The 14681-nt window shown below is 40.2% G+C and carries 13 protein-coding genes and 1 riboswitch; of the genes, 4 read left to right on the forward strand and 9 right to left on the reverse strand.

Going from position 1 to position 14681, the window contains the following annotated elements; genetic code table 11:
• The first annotated feature begins 205 nt into the window (after positions 1-205).
• A complete protein-coding gene (kynU, locus tag F565_RS0105265; RefSeq protein WP_026299898.1) occupies positions 206-1486 on the forward strand; it encodes a kynureninase in 1281 nt (426 codons plus the stop codon).
• Positions 1487-1536: 50 nt separating this feature from the next.
• Positions 1537-2445: a gliding motility-associated ABC transporter ATP-binding subunit GldA gene (gene gldA / locus F565_RS0105270; RefSeq protein WP_020212157.1), complete on the forward strand. Its 909-nt coding sequence runs from the start codon at positions 1537-1539 to the stop codon at positions 2443-2445.
• 238 nt (positions 2446-2683) lie between these two features.
• On the opposite strand, the gene F565_RS0105285 is transcribed toward gldA, so the two are convergent.
• From F565_RS0105285 to F565_RS0105320, 8 genes are all read right to left on the reverse strand, one after another.
• Entirely contained in the window at positions 2684-3430 is a 747-nt protein-coding gene (locus tag F565_RS0105285; RefSeq protein WP_020212160.1) for a head GIN domain-containing protein, read from the reverse strand.
• 4 nt (positions 3431-3434) lie between these two features.
• A complete protein-coding gene (locus F565_RS0105290; RefSeq protein ID WP_020212161.1) occupies positions 3435-4529 on the reverse strand; it encodes an acyloxyacyl hydrolase in 1095 nt (364 codons plus the stop codon).
• A gap of 94 nt (positions 4530-4623) precedes the next feature.
• Positions 4624-5466, reverse strand: coding sequence for a TlpA family protein disulfide reductase (locus tag F565_RS0105295; protein WP_081621316.1), 843 nt, complete (start codon positions 5464-5466; stop codon positions 4624-4626).
• Positions 5467-5544: 78 nt separating this feature from the next.
• On the reverse strand, positions 5545-7287 hold the full coding sequence (locus tag F565_RS21220; RefSeq protein ID WP_020212163.1) for an RDD family protein: 1743 nt from the start codon (positions 7285-7287) through the stop codon (positions 5545-5547).
• Positions 7288-7385: 98 nt separating this feature from the next.
• Positions 7386-8342, reverse strand: coding sequence for a methylenetetrahydrofolate reductase [NAD(P)H] (metF, locus tag F565_RS0105305; RefSeq protein ID WP_020212164.1), 957 nt, complete (start codon positions 8340-8342; stop codon positions 7386-7388).
• A gap of 78 nt (positions 8343-8420) precedes the next feature.
• Positions 8421-11165: a methionine synthase gene (gene metH / locus F565_RS0105310; protein ID WP_020212165.1), complete on the reverse strand. Its 2745-nt coding sequence runs from the start codon at positions 11163-11165 to the stop codon at positions 8421-8423.
• Positions 11166-11167: 2 nt separating this feature from the next.
• A complete protein-coding gene (locus F565_RS0105315) occupies positions 11168-11521 on the reverse strand; it encodes a four helix bundle protein (protein ID WP_020212166.1) in 354 nt (117 codons plus the stop codon).
• Positions 11522-11556: 35 nt separating this feature from the next.
• On the reverse strand, positions 11557-12558 hold the full coding sequence (locus F565_RS0105320) for a homocysteine S-methyltransferase family protein (protein WP_020212167.1): 1002 nt from the start codon (positions 12556-12558) through the stop codon (positions 11557-11559).
• A 113-nt stretch (positions 12559-12671) separates the two neighbouring features.
• Positions 12672-12778, reverse strand: a riboswitch (SAM riboswitch).
• Positions 12779-12931: 153 nt separating this feature from the next.
• Between F565_RS0105320 and F565_RS21225 the strand changes: the two genes are divergently transcribed.
• On the forward strand, positions 12932-13363 hold the full coding sequence (locus F565_RS21225) for an SHOCT domain-containing protein (protein ID WP_020212168.1): 432 nt from the start codon (positions 12932-12934) through the stop codon (positions 13361-13363).
• A 62-nt stretch (positions 13364-13425) separates the two neighbouring features.
• Positions 13426-13869, forward strand: a complete 444-nt coding sequence (locus F565_RS0105330; RefSeq protein ID WP_020212169.1) for a DUF6367 family protein — start codon at positions 13426-13428, stop codon at positions 13867-13869.
• 158 nt (positions 13870-14027) lie between these two features.
• On the opposite strand, the gene F565_RS21230 is transcribed toward F565_RS0105330, so the two are convergent.
• Positions 14028-14555, reverse strand: coding sequence for a hypothetical protein (locus F565_RS21230; protein ID WP_020212170.1), 528 nt, complete (start codon positions 14553-14555; stop codon positions 14028-14030).
• Positions 14556-14681 lie beyond the last annotated feature (126 nt).

Raw genomic sequence — 14681 nt, forward strand, 5'->3', positions numbered from 1 at the left:
TTCACACTAATTAACCTCGCTTTAAGCGTATTTTGGCAGGCACTATTAAATACTGTTAACACCCCTTACAGCCATGTATAGCATATATTGTAATTTTCACATTTTATATAAAGTTCAACTAATTACATTTAAATGTGGCAATCCCATTTTTTACTTCCTGATGTTTTATTAAATGCTTATTTTTACCCCGCACAAACACACAACAATGGAATTTTTAAACACACGCGAATTTGCACAGCAGCTTGATGCTAAAGATAAACTGGCAAAATACAGGGACGAATTTTTGTTTCCGCACGTAAACGGCAAACAGGTAATTTATTTTACAGGCAACTCCCTTGGGCTACAGCCTAAACGTACCAAAGCTTATGTAGATGAGGTAATGGACGACTGGGCTAAGCTGGCTGTAGAAGGCCACTTTTATGCCGATAAACCATGGTGGGATTATCAGGAACGTTTTGCCGGCCCATTAAGTAAAATTGTGGGAGCATTACCCAGTGAAGTTACGGTTGCCAATACCCTTACTGTAAACCTGCACCTGCTTATGGTAAGCTTTTACCAGCCTACCGCAAAACGATTTAAAATTATTTGCGAGGAAAAAGCTTTTCCAAGCGACCAATACATGATAAAAAGCCAGGTGCGCTTTCACGGCCTGGAGCCTGAAGATGCTATTGTAGAGATTAAACGCAGGCCGGGAGAACATAACATAAGGCTTGAAGATATATTAGATACTATTAAACAGGTGGGCGACGAGCTTGCCCTGCTGCTAATTGGCGGGGTTAACTATTACACCGGGCAGGTTTTTGATATGAAAACCATTACTAAAGCTGCCCAGGATGCCGGTGCTTATGTGGGCTGGGACCTTGCCCATGGTGCCGGTAACATTAACCTTGAGCTGCACGACTGGAATGTAGACTTTGCCGCATGGTGCAGTTATAAATACATGAACTCCGGACCGGGTAATGCATCGGGACTGTTTGTGCACGAAATGCACCATAACGACCTCGACCTGCCTCGTTTTTCGGGATGGTGGGGACATAATAAAGAGCGCCGCTTTTTAATGGAGCCTAACTTTGACCCTGTGCGTGGCGCCGAAGGATGGCAAATAAGTAACCTGCCTATTCTTTCGCTTGCCCCCTATTTGGCATCGGTAGAAATGTTTGACGAAATAGGTATGCCTGCACTAATACAAAAAAGAGATGTTATTACGGCTTACCTCGAATTTATACTTCATGAAATTGACCGCGAGGTAAAAGGCCATTTTGAGATCATTACCCCATCTGAACCTGCAGAAAGAGCATGCCAGCTTTCAGTTTTCCTTCATGGAGAAGGCCGCACGCTGTTTGACTACCTAATGAAAAATGGTGTAATTACAGACTGGCGCGAACCTAATGTAATACGACTGGCACCCGTGCCGTTATATTGTTCGTATGAAGATATGTATCAATTTGGGCAGATATTAAAAGCAGGGATTTTATCGCACAGGTAATATCCCCACCACATTATTTTTCTCACTATTTTTGCTAAAACACAAATGCTATGTCTATAGAGGTTCAGGATATTTCAAAACATTACGGGGAACAAAAAGCCCTCGATGCGGTTTCGTTTTCTATAAAAAGGGGAGAAATTGTGGGTTTCCTTGGTCCTAACGGTGCCGGTAAATCGACCCTGATGAAAATCCTTACTACCTACCTTAGTGCTGATTCCGGACTTGCAATGGTTAATGGCAGCAATGTAGAGACTGAGCAAAAGGCAGTGCAAAAATCGGTTGGGTATTTGCCCGAACATAACCCGCTGTACCTTGACCTCTATGTGCGCGAATACCTTGCCTTTAATGCTGATGTGTATAAGGTAAAAAAGTCACGTATTGAAGATGTTATACAGCTAACCGGCCTTAGCCCCGAAGCGCATAAAAAAATAGGCGCACTCTCTAAAGGCTACCGCCAGCGTGTGGGCCTTGCAGCGGCACTATTGCATGACCCTGAGGTTTTAATACTGGATGAACCTACAACGGGTCTTGACCCTAACCAGCTGGTTGAGATACGTGATTTAATTCGTAACATAGGTAAAGACAAAACGGTATTTCTATCTACACATATTATGCAGGAGGTTGAGGCTATATGCGACCGCGTAATAATTATTAACCACGGCAGGATAGTTACCGACAAAAAACTGGGCACACTTGTTGATGATAACAATAAGCTGGAACAGGTTATTGAAGTAGAGTTTGATATGCCGGTTAACGCCGAATTATTAGAAGGTATCCCAACGATTGTATCATACACCAATACTAACGGAAATGTATGGGAACTTATCTTTACGGCAGAGTATGACATTCGCCCGGTGCTGTTTGATTTTGCCCATGAAAATGGTTTAAAAACATTACAGCTTACGCTTAAAAATAAAAACCTGGAAACTGTATTTAGGGAAATGACCCATAAAAAATAAACAACTATGTGCGGAAAATTGTCCTGGTGGAACACCGATGAAGATGAAAAAACAGTTGATACTGCAGGCAGTGAAGCAGGAAAAACAACTGAAAACAATTAATACAAAATAGTATGTGCGGAGTAAAATTGCAATGGTGGGCAGATGCATTTGAGAAAGATGCTGAAGAGAATACAGCCGTTATTGTACCTACCCAAACGGAAGATAAAGAAAGCAGCTGCTAATAATTTACAGCTGATTATTCATAAACCACCTGTCCTGTATATATCCGGTTAACGGTTACAACAGGCGGGTGGTTTTTTAACACTAAATTGCCGGTGCCGTATAAGGTTCCTGTTACTTCCTGCTGAACATTTGCAATAATATCGTTTGTGCTTCGATGAAAAACCCGCAGCTTTTGGGCAATAAGGTTACTGCCATCAAAACGGGCATCGCCGGAATAAAAACTTACTGCTAAATTTTCTACCACGCCATTAATAACATAGTAGCACGCCTGGTTATCGTCCACACTCAGGTTCTGGCAATTTACATCAAGCTCAAACGTGCCCGATGCTGTTTCGCTAAAAATACCCGATTGCAAAGACAGCGACGGGAATGTGAGCACCCCATTAGATTTTACAGCAAATTGCGACGCCGAATATATTTGTTCTAAATGTGGTGTGGTTACATACACAGTGGTGCTTTTATAATCACGTACCCAGTTACAACTTACTGCATTAGTTAAGTAAAGTTTACCTTCTTTAACCTCTGCCGATATGTACTGTTTAATATTATTACCTGTTTGTATACTTACTTTTTGTACAGGGCCTTCGGTTATTACAAGTTCAATACCCAATGACAGGTTTATAGCTGAAAAATCAGGAACCTTTGCATCATAAGTAACTACAGCCCCCATTTTCTCGAAACATTCGGGCGTAAGGTCGTTATTGCAGGAGGTTAAAACCAGCAACAGCAAACAGGCTATAAATTGTAATTTTTGCTTCATAATTTTAAAGTCGAACCCCTATCCCAAACTCCATAACTTCTGCCTTTGCACCATGTGTTTTTAACCCAAGCGATGCAAATATATTTTTCGAAAGATAATACTTCATTCCTATACGCTGGTATAATAGCCCCGTAGAATTATAAGGCGAGTATACATAATACCCTACCTGTGCCTCTAAAGACAGGCGGTTAATATATAATTCGTACCCGCCAAAGATGCCAAGCTTTTTGTAATCTGTACTGCCATCGGTAGGGTTTTCAGGATAGGCAATAGCCATATACCGTATGTATTCTTTTAGATATTTTGGCCAAAAAAATTCGGCACCAAGCTGAAAGCCGCTTTTACGGCTTATGCGCTTATCTATATATCCGCCAAAGGTAAAATAAGGATATTGCTTTGTACCTATAACATCGCTTTGGTTAATACCTCCCCTAAAAACTATGTTGTAATGCAATGGTTGCTTATATATAGAGTCATCTATTATATGCGTATATTGGTTTTCTTCCTTTTTATCAAACGTATAATTAAGCCCTACGTTTACCGCAAAGGTATTAGTACTCGTGTTGGGCGATTTCATACTGGCGTTGCTATGGTGTATAAAAATAAGCCCCGCCTGCAAGCCAAATCCCTGCCACAAATCATATTTTGTGTAGTTAAGCATAAAATAGGTAGATGGCATAAGGTGCATGCCATACGCATAGTTTCTAAAATTGGTTTCCCTGTCGTAAGGATTGGTGTTATAGGCCACTCCCTGCCCCACGCGCAATATTAATTGCCGCTGCAAAAAGTAAAAGCTATAATGACCATAAAGGCCGTACATATCTCCCAGTGCTTCGTTTTTCATATCCTGAAAGTGGAAAGAAACCCCATAATCAGGAAAGTTATACGCCTGCTCCCAAGCTTTTTTGCCAAATGTTTTCCGGTTAAAGCTAATCACCATACCCTCCGGATGGCCTATGATAAGATGGCGTATAGACTGGCGGTGCGGAATAACATTGCCGTAAAAATAACTGGCATCTGCAGTATAACTGCCTGCAGGAACATCCTGGGCAAATGATATAATTGAAAAAAACAGTATAAGGTAGTAAAAATGCCTCATTGCAGGGTTTGCTGCGAATATATACTATTCTTAGAATTATTTCAATAAATATGCGGTAAACATAATTTAATGGCAGGCTAATTTTAAAAAAATCTTAGTTATTATCAGGAAATGGCCCCGCAATAACCATCGACTTCCTGTTTTTTGAAAGCTTCCTTACTATTTTTTTAATCTCTTTTTTACGATCATTCAATGCGCCTGAATCACCAGTGTAAACAACCTGCCTTTCCTGGTCTAAAATAAGAGTGGTAGGGTAAAATTTAATACCAAACCTCTCAGTAAGCTTTTTACCATCGGGTACTATGGTAAAATTAAACTTAGTATGTTCAAGAAACTTTTTTACCTTATCTTTTTTATCAAATGTAACGCCAAAATATGCTACATTTTCTGTACCAAATTGCTGTTTAAGTTTATTCAGTTCGGGCATTTCCTGCACACAGGCATAGCATTTTATAAACCAGAAATCAATAATAATTATCTTACCCTGCAACGACTGCATGGTATGTGTTACTCCACTTATATCGGTAAGGGTAAGGTCGTCAATTATAGTACCCTTCAGCTTTTTCCGGTTCTCTTCGTCGTCCTTAAACGTTTTTGTCCAGTAGTCATCATTCTCTTTCATTTCAGCTTCCGTGAGCTTATGAAGCACAAAGCTAAATGTGTTACTCAGGGTATCCCTGTATGCAAGGGTACTGTATTTTTGATATCCATAAAGTTTAAAGACAGAATCAGAATATTTAAGGGTATACACTTCGCCATTATCAAGGTAGCGGGGAGCATGCTGATTGATACTATCCAAATTTTTACCCGATTCTTCTACATAATCATCATAATCATCAAACCTCATTGCTTTTGATGAGGGAGATAAAAAAGGGTACTGCTGGGCAGATGCGAAAAAGTTTACTGACAGACAAATGAAAAGAACTATTTTAAACATATAGCTGATTTATTAACCCAACATAAAATTTGATTAAACACTTATAAATTTACAGGTAACATAAGTTGTATTCTATTTTTATTTTACTTTTTTTATAGATGAAACTCCAGGATTATCTCCATTCATCTCGACCCTGTAATTTTGTAACCGCCCTAATGTGTCTTTAAAAGTAAGCCTTACCTTAATATCCTCAACATTTTTTCCTGTGCCGTGAATTGAAAGTTGAGAGGGAAACCTTTCTGCCCCGGCCATCGTTGCCGGCAGCATTACCTTCCAGTTAATACTATCGCCTTCATTTTTAATATCTGTTAAATAGGCTTTCCATCCGTTATTAATAAGCTGAAGGCTAATGCTACTATTATTATCGTAATTACTTTGGTTAAACATGCCTTCTATTTTTATTATAGGCATAAAGTGGGTTTCGACAGATTTTATAGTATACAAATTCTCATTACCTAAAAGCTTTACACCGCCTTTACCTTCCCTGCCAACTGAATACCCGTAACTGTTTACGTATACCTCATAATCTGTAGAAATGGCCTTATCTAACAATGCCTTCGTAATGGTTACCTGCGGGAGGGATGCCTTATTTTGCGTATAAAAATTTTCGACAGCTATACTACCGTTATAATCTGTAGTAGACATCTCTATAAGCGTAAAAGTTACTTTATCGGTACTTGTTTTTTCTGTTTTTAAAAACACCTGAGACCTGCCCGAAAACGAGTTCAGCTTTAATGTAATAATATCATCCGATGTCAAATTCTTTAAAGCATAACGTATTTCGGCAACCGAGGCTTCAAATTTTTCATGCAGAATGGCTTCTCTCTTGTGTTCTTCATATTGGTTAGCTCCATATTTACAGCCAAGTACGATAAGGGCAAATAATGGAATGATCAAAAAATACATGCCGCCTTTTGCTCCTTCGTTCTTTTCATTTATAACATACGTGCCAGACCATTTATCGTGCCACCCTGAAGGCCCGAAAAATGACAATGCTTCAAAAGGCACAAACCTCGAAAATGTGCGTGTAAAGATAGTACCTAACGCTACTTTATCGCCGTTTTCATTTACTATGCGTGTTTCTGTAAGTAGTTTTGCAGGAGATGCCTGTAAAAAATATTCAGAGAGCACATAGTATATAAGCCTTGCTATTACTGCAACAACCCATAAACCCGCCCTGTCGCCTACAGCATCCTCAAGCAACCTTGGTATGAACTGTAAAGATTCGTTCCTAATAAACATTTCTAAAATAGGCCAAAACATAAGGTAAGCTATAGCAGTATCTGTTATTAAATGAAAAAGGCGCATCCATGAGCCCGTAATGGCAAGTGTGCCCGGCCTTGTTTCATCATAAGGGTCGGGTACTATCTGCGGCTGTTTTACAGTATTAAAATAATTAAGGATTTTATAAAAGGTAATCATCCATGCCACATCCCATGCTACACCCAGTATAAAATAAACCCACCATAAGTCTATTTGTAAAGAAGATTGCCTGAATGGCAGATACATTATACCAAAAAACAATGCTATTGCTCTTTGCAGCACTATTATTGACAGTACAAAGCGTATTAGTCGGGTTTCTTTTCGGGATATCGCATAAAATATACCACCGGAAAACAGTAACGCATACAAAAAAAGATTAAGGTAGTTGTGTAAATTAAATTCGTTTAAAATTCGAGTGCCGTTACCAAGATCTATAAAAGTAAAATAGCCTGCAAATTTATAAACTGCTGCAGACTGGTAATCGAAGGTTGGTAATATTTCTGCAACTATACCTAATAGCGATATAAAAATGCTTACAATAATAATTTTTTTTGGCATATTGTTAAAATTTTACCCAAAAGTAACAAAATTAAAATACCATCCTAAAACTTAATTAAGGATGGTATTGTAACGCATAATATTATTAGCTAAATTTCTTAAAAAATTTCTTTAGCTATTGCTTTAATATTGTCGGGCTTGCCCATGCTGTAATAATGCAGCACCGGTATGCCGGCCTTAATAAGTTCTTTACTTTGGGCAATGCACCATTCTACTCCTACCTGTTTAACGGCATCATTATCTTTAGCACGTACAACCTCCATAATAAGGTCATCCGGTATATCTACCTTAAAACGGTGCGGTATCATGTTAAGCTGCTTTTTAGTAGCAATAGGCTTTAACCCCGGAATAATAGGCACTGTAATACCCTCTTTGCGGCATTTTGATACAAAATCAAAAAAACGCTGATTATCAAAAAACAACTGGGTAATAATATATTCGGCACCATTTTTTATTTTCTGTTTCAGGAAATAAATATCACTGTCAAAGCTTGGGGCTTCCATGTGTTTTTCAGGATAGCCTGCCACACCGATACAAAAATTTGTTGCCGACGTATTTTGCAGGTCAGCGTCCAGGTAAATACCATTATTAAGGTTAGCTACCTGTGTAACCAGTTCGGTTGCATATTGGTTGCCCTCTTTTTCTGCACGAAAATAAGTTTCGGTCTTTACGGCATCGCCCCTAAGGGCCACAACATTTTGTATACCTAAAAAGTCCAGGTCTATTAAAAAGTTCTCGGTGTCCTCTTTAGTAAAGCCACCACATAATATATGCGGAATAGCATCTACCTGGTACTTGTTTTGTATAGCCGAACAAATACCTACTGTGCCAGGGCGTTTTTTAACCACTTTCTTTTCGAGCAATCCGCTTGGCAGCTCTTTATACTCATACTCTTCACGGTGGTAGGTAACATCTATAAACGGCGGGTCGAACTCCATTAAAGGGTCTATGCTATCAAAAATAGATTGTATGTTTTGCCCTTTAAGCGGGGGAAGTATCTCAAAAGAAAATTGTGTTTTGCCATTGGCATTGGCAATATGTTCGGTTACTTTCATTCTTATATGGTTGATGGCTCAGATTATTATCTATCGAAATGCACTGAACACTGCGACTGAATACTGAACACTTTTTATCTAATCTGCTATATTAGGGTTAAGCCATTTACTGGCGGTTTCTGTAGGTATGCTTCTGCGTTTGGCATAATCTATAACCTGGTCTTCCTTAATTTTCCCAAGCCCAAAGTACTTACTCTTAGGGTTGGCAAAATAATAACCCGATACCGATGATGCCGGCCACATGGCAAGGCTCTCTGTAAGTTTAACCCCTATTTGTTTCTCTACATCCAGCAATTGCCATATTGTGTTTTTTTCAAGATGGTCAGGACACGCAGGATATCCCGGTGCGGGGCGAATACCTGCATATTCTTCTTTAATTAAATGCTCGTTGCTAAGATGCTCATCGGCAGCATAGCCCCATATTTCCTTACGTACTTTTAAGTGCAGGTACTCTGCAAAAGCTTCGGCAAGGCGGTCGCCCAGTGCCTTAACCATTATAGAGTTATAATCGTCGTGATCTTTTTCAAATTCGGCAGCCTTTTCGTCGACCCCAAAACCGGTGGTAACGGCAAATGCCCCCATATAATCGGTATAACCGGCTTCTTTAGGCGCTATAAAATCGGCAAGGGCAATGTTAGGTGCACCTTTTGTTTTTTGCGACTGCTGGCGCAGGGTAAGAAACGTTGCTTTCTTTTTACCATCTTCGTCATACAGTTCTATATCGTCATCATTAATGGTCGTGGCAGGATAAATACCATAAATACCACGTGCCTCCAGCCAGTCTTCCTCCAGCATTTGCGTTAGCATCTTTTGGGCATCGGCAAATAATATAACGGCCTGCTCGCCTACAACCTCATCTTTAAGGATAGCCGGATATTTACCATGCAGGTCCCACGTCTGGAAAAAAGGGGTCCAGTCTATAAATTCCACCAGCTCGGCAGGTTTAGGGTAAATGGTTTGTGCACCTATAAAGTTGGGTTTAGTAGGGGCATAATCCTCCCAGTCCAGCTTTAGTTTATTACGGCGTGAATCTTCTATACTCAGATAATCTTTATCGCGCGAGCGGTTAAGATAGCCTTCCCTAAGCGTATCATATTCGGCACGTATGGTTTTAGAATACTCCAGTTTATTGGCATTAAGCAAATTACCGGCTACGGTTACAGCTCGGCTTGCATCGTTAACATGCACAACGGTTTCGCGGTACTGCGGTGCTATTTTTACAGCCGTATGCGCACGCGATGTTGTTGCCCCACCTATCATAATAGGGATGCTAATGTTTAGCTTATCCATCTCTTTAGCTAAATAAACCATCTCGTCGAGCGACGGGGTAATCAATCCGCTAAGGCCAATGATGTCTACATTCTCCCTGATAGCAGCCTCTATAATTTTTTCCGGCGGAACCATAACGCCTAAATCAATAATTTCGAAGTTATTACAACCAAGCACTACAGCTACTATATTCTTTCCTATATCATGCACATCGCCTTTTACAGTTGCCATAAGCACTTTGCCGGCCGATGAACCTTTCCCTTTGCCTTCTTCTATATAAGGTAACAAATAAGCCACAGCCTTTTTCATTACCCGTGCCGACTTAACTACCTGCGGCAGGAACATTTTACCACTGCCAAAGAGGTCGCCCACAACGTTCATTCCCGTCATAAGGTTAATCTCGATAACTTCAATGGGTTTGCTGGCAGCAAGGCGTGCTTCCTCAATATCTACCTCAATAAATTCGTCTATACCGCGCACAAGGGCATGCGTAAGCCTTTCCTGTATGGGCAGCAAGCGCCATTCCTGGGCTTGTTTTTCGGTAATCTTGGCACCGCCTTTTACATTTTCGGCAAACGTAAGCAGGCGCTCGGTAGCATCATCTCTACGGTCGAGCAATACATCTTCTACATGCTCTAAAAGTTCTTTATCAATATCATCATAAACCTCTATCATTTCGGGGTTTACGATTCCCATATCCATACCGTTTTGTATGGCATGGTATAAAAATGCCGAGTGCATCGCCTCCCTTACCCTGTCGTTACCACGAAAAGAGAACGACACGTTGCTTACCCCGCCGCTTACGTGGGCGTGCGGCAAATTAGTACGTATCCATTTAGTGGCATCAAAAAAGTCGAGTGCATTTCTACGGTGTTCCTCCATACCCGTTGCTACGGGGAATATATTAGGGTCGAAAATTATATCTTCCGGCGGAAAGCCTACTTTATCTACAAGAATATCATAACTACGCTTACAAATTTCTATACGCCTGTTGTAAGTATCAGCCTGGCCGGTTTCGTCAAAAGCCATGACAATTACCGCTGCGCCGTAGCGTTTTACTTTTTTAGCGTGGGCAATAAAGTTCTCCTCGCCTTCTTTAAGACTTATGGAGTTTACTATACTCTTACCCTGGGTCACTTTAAGACCTGCTTCTATAATTTCCCATTTAGAGCTGTCTATCATTACCGGCACGCGGGCTATATCCGGTTCAGACGCTATAAGGTTTAAGAATGTGGTCATGGCATGCACGCCATCCAGCATTCCCTCATCCATATTAATATCAATTATCTGTGCACCGCCATCTACCTGAGCACGGGCAACATCAAGCGCTTCCTCATATTTTTCTTCTTTTATGAGGCGCAGAAACTTGCGCGAACCCGTAACATTTGTACGTTCGCCTATGTTTATAAAATTAGTCTCGGGGGTAACTATAAGGGGTTCTAATCCCGATAGTTTTAAATAACGGTTGTTGGTTGGTTGTTGTTGGTTGTCAGACAAAAAAGTTGTCGGTTGTTGGTTGTTGGTTGTTGGATTTGTAACGTCTTCGTCTTCCATCTTTACAGTTTTTTGTAATAATTAATAAATCCGTTTAACAACCTTTTGCATATCTGAATAAGTTCGAAAATTGAATTAAATTGTATTTCATCTATATATCTCTGATCTAAAGCCAAAAAACATTGTGTTTCTAACTCGTACAACGAACCCCTCGAAATATGAAGAAAATTCACAGTATCTTTTGATGTTTGCCTTCCACAACCTTCTGCAATATTTGATGGGATCGAAATGGCACATCGGCGCATTTGATTTGTTAAGCCATAAATTTCCTCTTTCGGAAATTGTTTTGATAAAGTGTATAACATATTGGTAAGCTTTCTCGACTCAAGCCAAACATCTAATTTTGTGTATTCCATTCTTCTTCTTTCTAAAAACCATCAACCAATAACTATCAACTAACAACTGTTGATGTTCTTGGCTCGTACTGTGCCGCAACATCGGCAATCAGTTTAATATGCTTAGGGGTTGTGCCGCAGCATCCGCCTATAATGTTTATAAGGTTATCGTCCAGATACTCCTTAATAAGCACCTGCATCTCTTCGGGAGTCTGGTCATATTCGCCAAAGGCATTAGGCAATCCCGCATTAGGGTGTGCCGAAATATTCATGCTGGTATTATGCGCCAGCCTTTTTAGGTACGGTTTTAACTGGTCGGCACCAAGGGCGCAGTTAAAGCCTACGCTTAACAGCGGAATGTGCGATATCGAGATAAGAAATGCCTCTACGGTTTGCCCGCTAAGCGTTCTTCCCGAAGCATCGGTAATGGTACCGCTTACCATAATAGGGATATCGATGCCTAACTCGTCTTTAACTTCTTCTATAGCAAAAAGGGCAGCTTTGGCATTAAGGGTATCAAAAATAGTTTCTACTAACAGTATATCGGCACCACCAGCTATAAGTGCTTTTACCTGTTGTTTGTAGGCAATTAAAAGATCGTCGAACGTTACGGCTCGGTAACCGGGATCATTAACATCCGGGCTCATGCTGGCAGTACGGTTTGTGGGTCCTATAGAGCCTGCCACAAAACGGGGCCTGCCCGGGTTGGCAGCCGTAAATTCATCCGCTACTTCTTTTGCAATCCTGGCCGACTCATAGTTAAGTTCATACACAATATCTTCAAGATGATAATCTGCCATGCCTATGGTCGTGCCAGAGAAGGTATTTGTTTCTACAATATCGGCACCGGCCTCAAAATACTGGCGGTGTACATCTTTTATGGCATGCGGCTGGGTAATAGACAGTAAATCGTTATTGCCTTTAAGCGAATGTGGAAAATCTTTAAATCGCTCACCGCGAAAATCTTCTTCAGAAAAATTGTAGCGCTGCAGCATGGTACCCATAGCCCCATCGAGCACGAGTATGCGGTTATTGAGCGCATCATATATTTTAGACATAGCAATTTATGTTTAAATGTTTGTGGTTTTAAGTTTATTGCTAAACTACACACCGTAAAAATTTATGCTATGTTATCCTGATTGGGTAGGAAATATTAAAAAAAATATTTCGTGAGTTATCTATCTGCGCATGTGCGTAGTAGAATTTAGCACCTTCTTTAAGTGTAAAGGGTTGCTAAGGCTTCAACGGGTCTATTCCCTCTGCCTTTCGTGATAACATGTCATTGTGTAAAAGAACAGTGCAAAGTAACGAAACAAATTAATAGGATGCAAATTTGTTTTAATGTGCCCGATTAATATAAATAGCTATATTTGAAACGCATATTTTTATAACACTCCTATAAACAACTAACTGTAATACCAACTTATAAGTATGGCAAACTGTATACTATGCACTAAATCTCTTAGCTTTTTTAACAAGCCAACATTTGGGCAGGGAAAACTAGCCGATGGTACACAGATATGTTTTAAATGTTTTTCTAAAAACGGCAGTTCGCAAAGAGGGTTTAAATACCTTACCTCGCAGCAGCTTATAGAATCTATAAATAATCCGTTTGGCGCAACGTTGCGGGTAAGTATGCAAATTAACAATAGTATGGCCGAAGGTTTTTCTACCTCATTTGAACAAGCAACACCCACTAATGTTACCGAAAATACTTTGCCTCCTGCCCCACCCCAACAGTCAGTACCCCAACAAACTATAGATGTGGCAGACCAGTTATTAAAACTCGCCAGCTTAAGGGATAAAGGAATTTTAACCGAACAGGAATTCAGGGCGCAGAAGTATAAGTTGCTGAATCCTTAAAATAAGATACCTTTACCGCCTCATGCCGCACATTGCCGTATGCAATTAACACCCTCACAAAAATGAAAACATTTAAATCATACCTTAATTCATCGCTTGCCGAAGACAAGAATCAGTTTCACATTATTGTTATAGGCGACGCTGCCGAAATTGAAGATCCTGAAGAAGGTAAATGGGTAGCCAGCGGTGTTATGGATTACTGGAAGAGGGTTGAAAAACCGGCTTATGATGACACAAAACATCAGCTGCACCTGGCGCGTAAAAAGCATGTGCATACGGTACTGAGAAAAATATCGTGGCACGTAAACGGTTTTAAGAACGATAAGAATGCCATAAACAATAACCTTAACGGCGTAGAGAGCGCAAAGAATATTGCAAAGGCGATTATAAAACTTCCTGAAGATAAAATACTGGAAATAGTACCTAATGAGAATGTAGCAGCAATTTTAGCAGGTGTAGATTACCTGCCTAATAAATGTAAGATTTTTGTTTTTAAGATTGCATAAGTAGATCACTCCTTTGGTGAAAATGGAACGCGGATGACACGGATGCTACGCAATCGCGGATTTAAAACGGACTAAGCACAAGAGGGTTAAATCTGCGTAAATCCGGTTTTGAAATCCGCGTCATCCGCGTTCCATTTCATATACTTAAATAACTTAATTTAATACACCAAAGCTTTTTGCCTAGCTGCTATCTCTATAATGCCATCATACAAGGCATTTGCCGCGGCCTCTTTATCGCCGGTTATCGGATCAATAAATTTGTGCGCTAAACCACGGCTATCGCTTAAAAATTTAATGCCTTTCTCAAAGCTATCGGGCAGGAACGGCAGGCTTTCGTTTATAGACACGATGCTAAAACCGTTTTTTATCAGTTCAGGATATTCTGCGGCAAGGGCTGCACTGGGTGTGGCATCTACCGCAATAAGGTTTTGCAGGTCGTTGTATACCGCATATTCTATAACATCGTCCAGCTTAAAGGGTATGGCAAACTGTATAAAGTTAGCTTCCCAGGCATAATCTGCCCCTTCTTTCTCAAAAAAGGCAACACTACTGTTAGTTATAACCGGGAACCTGAGCTCCGGTGTGTTTTTAGCAGGCAGCGCTTTGCTGCCTTTCACTACTTTATTTATTAACGCACTGCCGGTATTGCCTATGCCAAACAGCACTATATTTATAATTTGAGACATGGTACTTTCTTTTTTAAAAATTAAAAAGAAACTGCCTTTGTTGCCGAGACAAAGGCAGCTCTTAAACAAACAAAAAACAACTTAAAAACAATATTTTTATGAACCTTTTGGGTTATTTATGCCGTT

This window comes from Flavobacterium rivuli WB 3.3-2 = DSM 21788, assembly GCF_000378485.1.
Lineage (GTDB): Bacteria > Bacteroidota > Bacteroidia > Flavobacteriales > Flavobacteriaceae > Flavobacterium > Flavobacterium rivuli.

What these genes read in the sequence shown, in the direction of transcription:
- kynU (WP_026299898.1), top strand. Translation starts at nt 206, where the DNA reads ATGGAATTTTTAAACACACGCGAATTTGCACAGCAGCTTGATGCTAAA.
- gldA (WP_020212157.1), top strand. Translation starts at nt 1,537, where the DNA reads ATGTCTATAGAGGTTCAGGATATTTCAAAACATTACGGGGAACAAAAA.
- F565_RS0105285 (WP_020212160.1), bottom strand. Translation starts at nt 3,430, where the DNA reads ATGAAGCAAAAATTACAATTTATAGCCTGTTTGCTGTTGCTGGTTTTA.
- F565_RS0105290 (WP_020212161.1), bottom strand. Translation starts at nt 4,529, where the DNA reads ATGAGGCATTTTTACTACCTTATACTGTTTTTTTCAATTATATCATTT.
- F565_RS0105295 (WP_081621316.1), bottom strand. Translation starts at nt 5,466, where the DNA reads ATGTTTAAAATAGTTCTTTTCATTTGTCTGTCAGTAAACTTTTTCGCA.
- F565_RS21220 (WP_020212163.1), bottom strand. Translation starts at nt 7,287, where the DNA reads ATGCCAAAAAAAATTATTATTGTAAGCATTTTTATATCGCTATTAGGT.
- metF (WP_020212164.1), bottom strand. Translation starts at nt 8,342, where the DNA reads ATGAAAGTAACCGAACATATTGCCAATGCCAATGGCAAAACACAATTT.
- metH (WP_020212165.1), bottom strand. Translation starts at nt 11,165, where the DNA reads ATGGAAGACGAAGACGTTACAAATCCAACAACCAACAACCAACAACCG.
- F565_RS0105315 (WP_020212166.1), bottom strand. Translation starts at nt 11,521, where the DNA reads ATGGAATACACAAAATTAGATGTTTGGCTTGAGTCGAGAAAGCTTACC.
- F565_RS0105320 (WP_020212167.1), bottom strand. Translation starts at nt 12,558, where the DNA reads ATGTCTAAAATATATGATGCGCTCAATAACCGCATACTCGTGCTCGAT.
- F565_RS21225 (WP_020212168.1), top strand. Translation starts at nt 12,932, where the DNA reads ATGGCAAACTGTATACTATGCACTAAATCTCTTAGCTTTTTTAACAAG.
- F565_RS0105330 (WP_020212169.1), top strand. Translation starts at nt 13,426, where the DNA reads ATGAAAACATTTAAATCATACCTTAATTCATCGCTTGCCGAAGACAAG.
- F565_RS21230 (WP_020212170.1), bottom strand. Translation starts at nt 14,555, where the DNA reads ATGTCTCAAATTATAAATATAGTGCTGTTTGGCATAGGCAATACCGGC.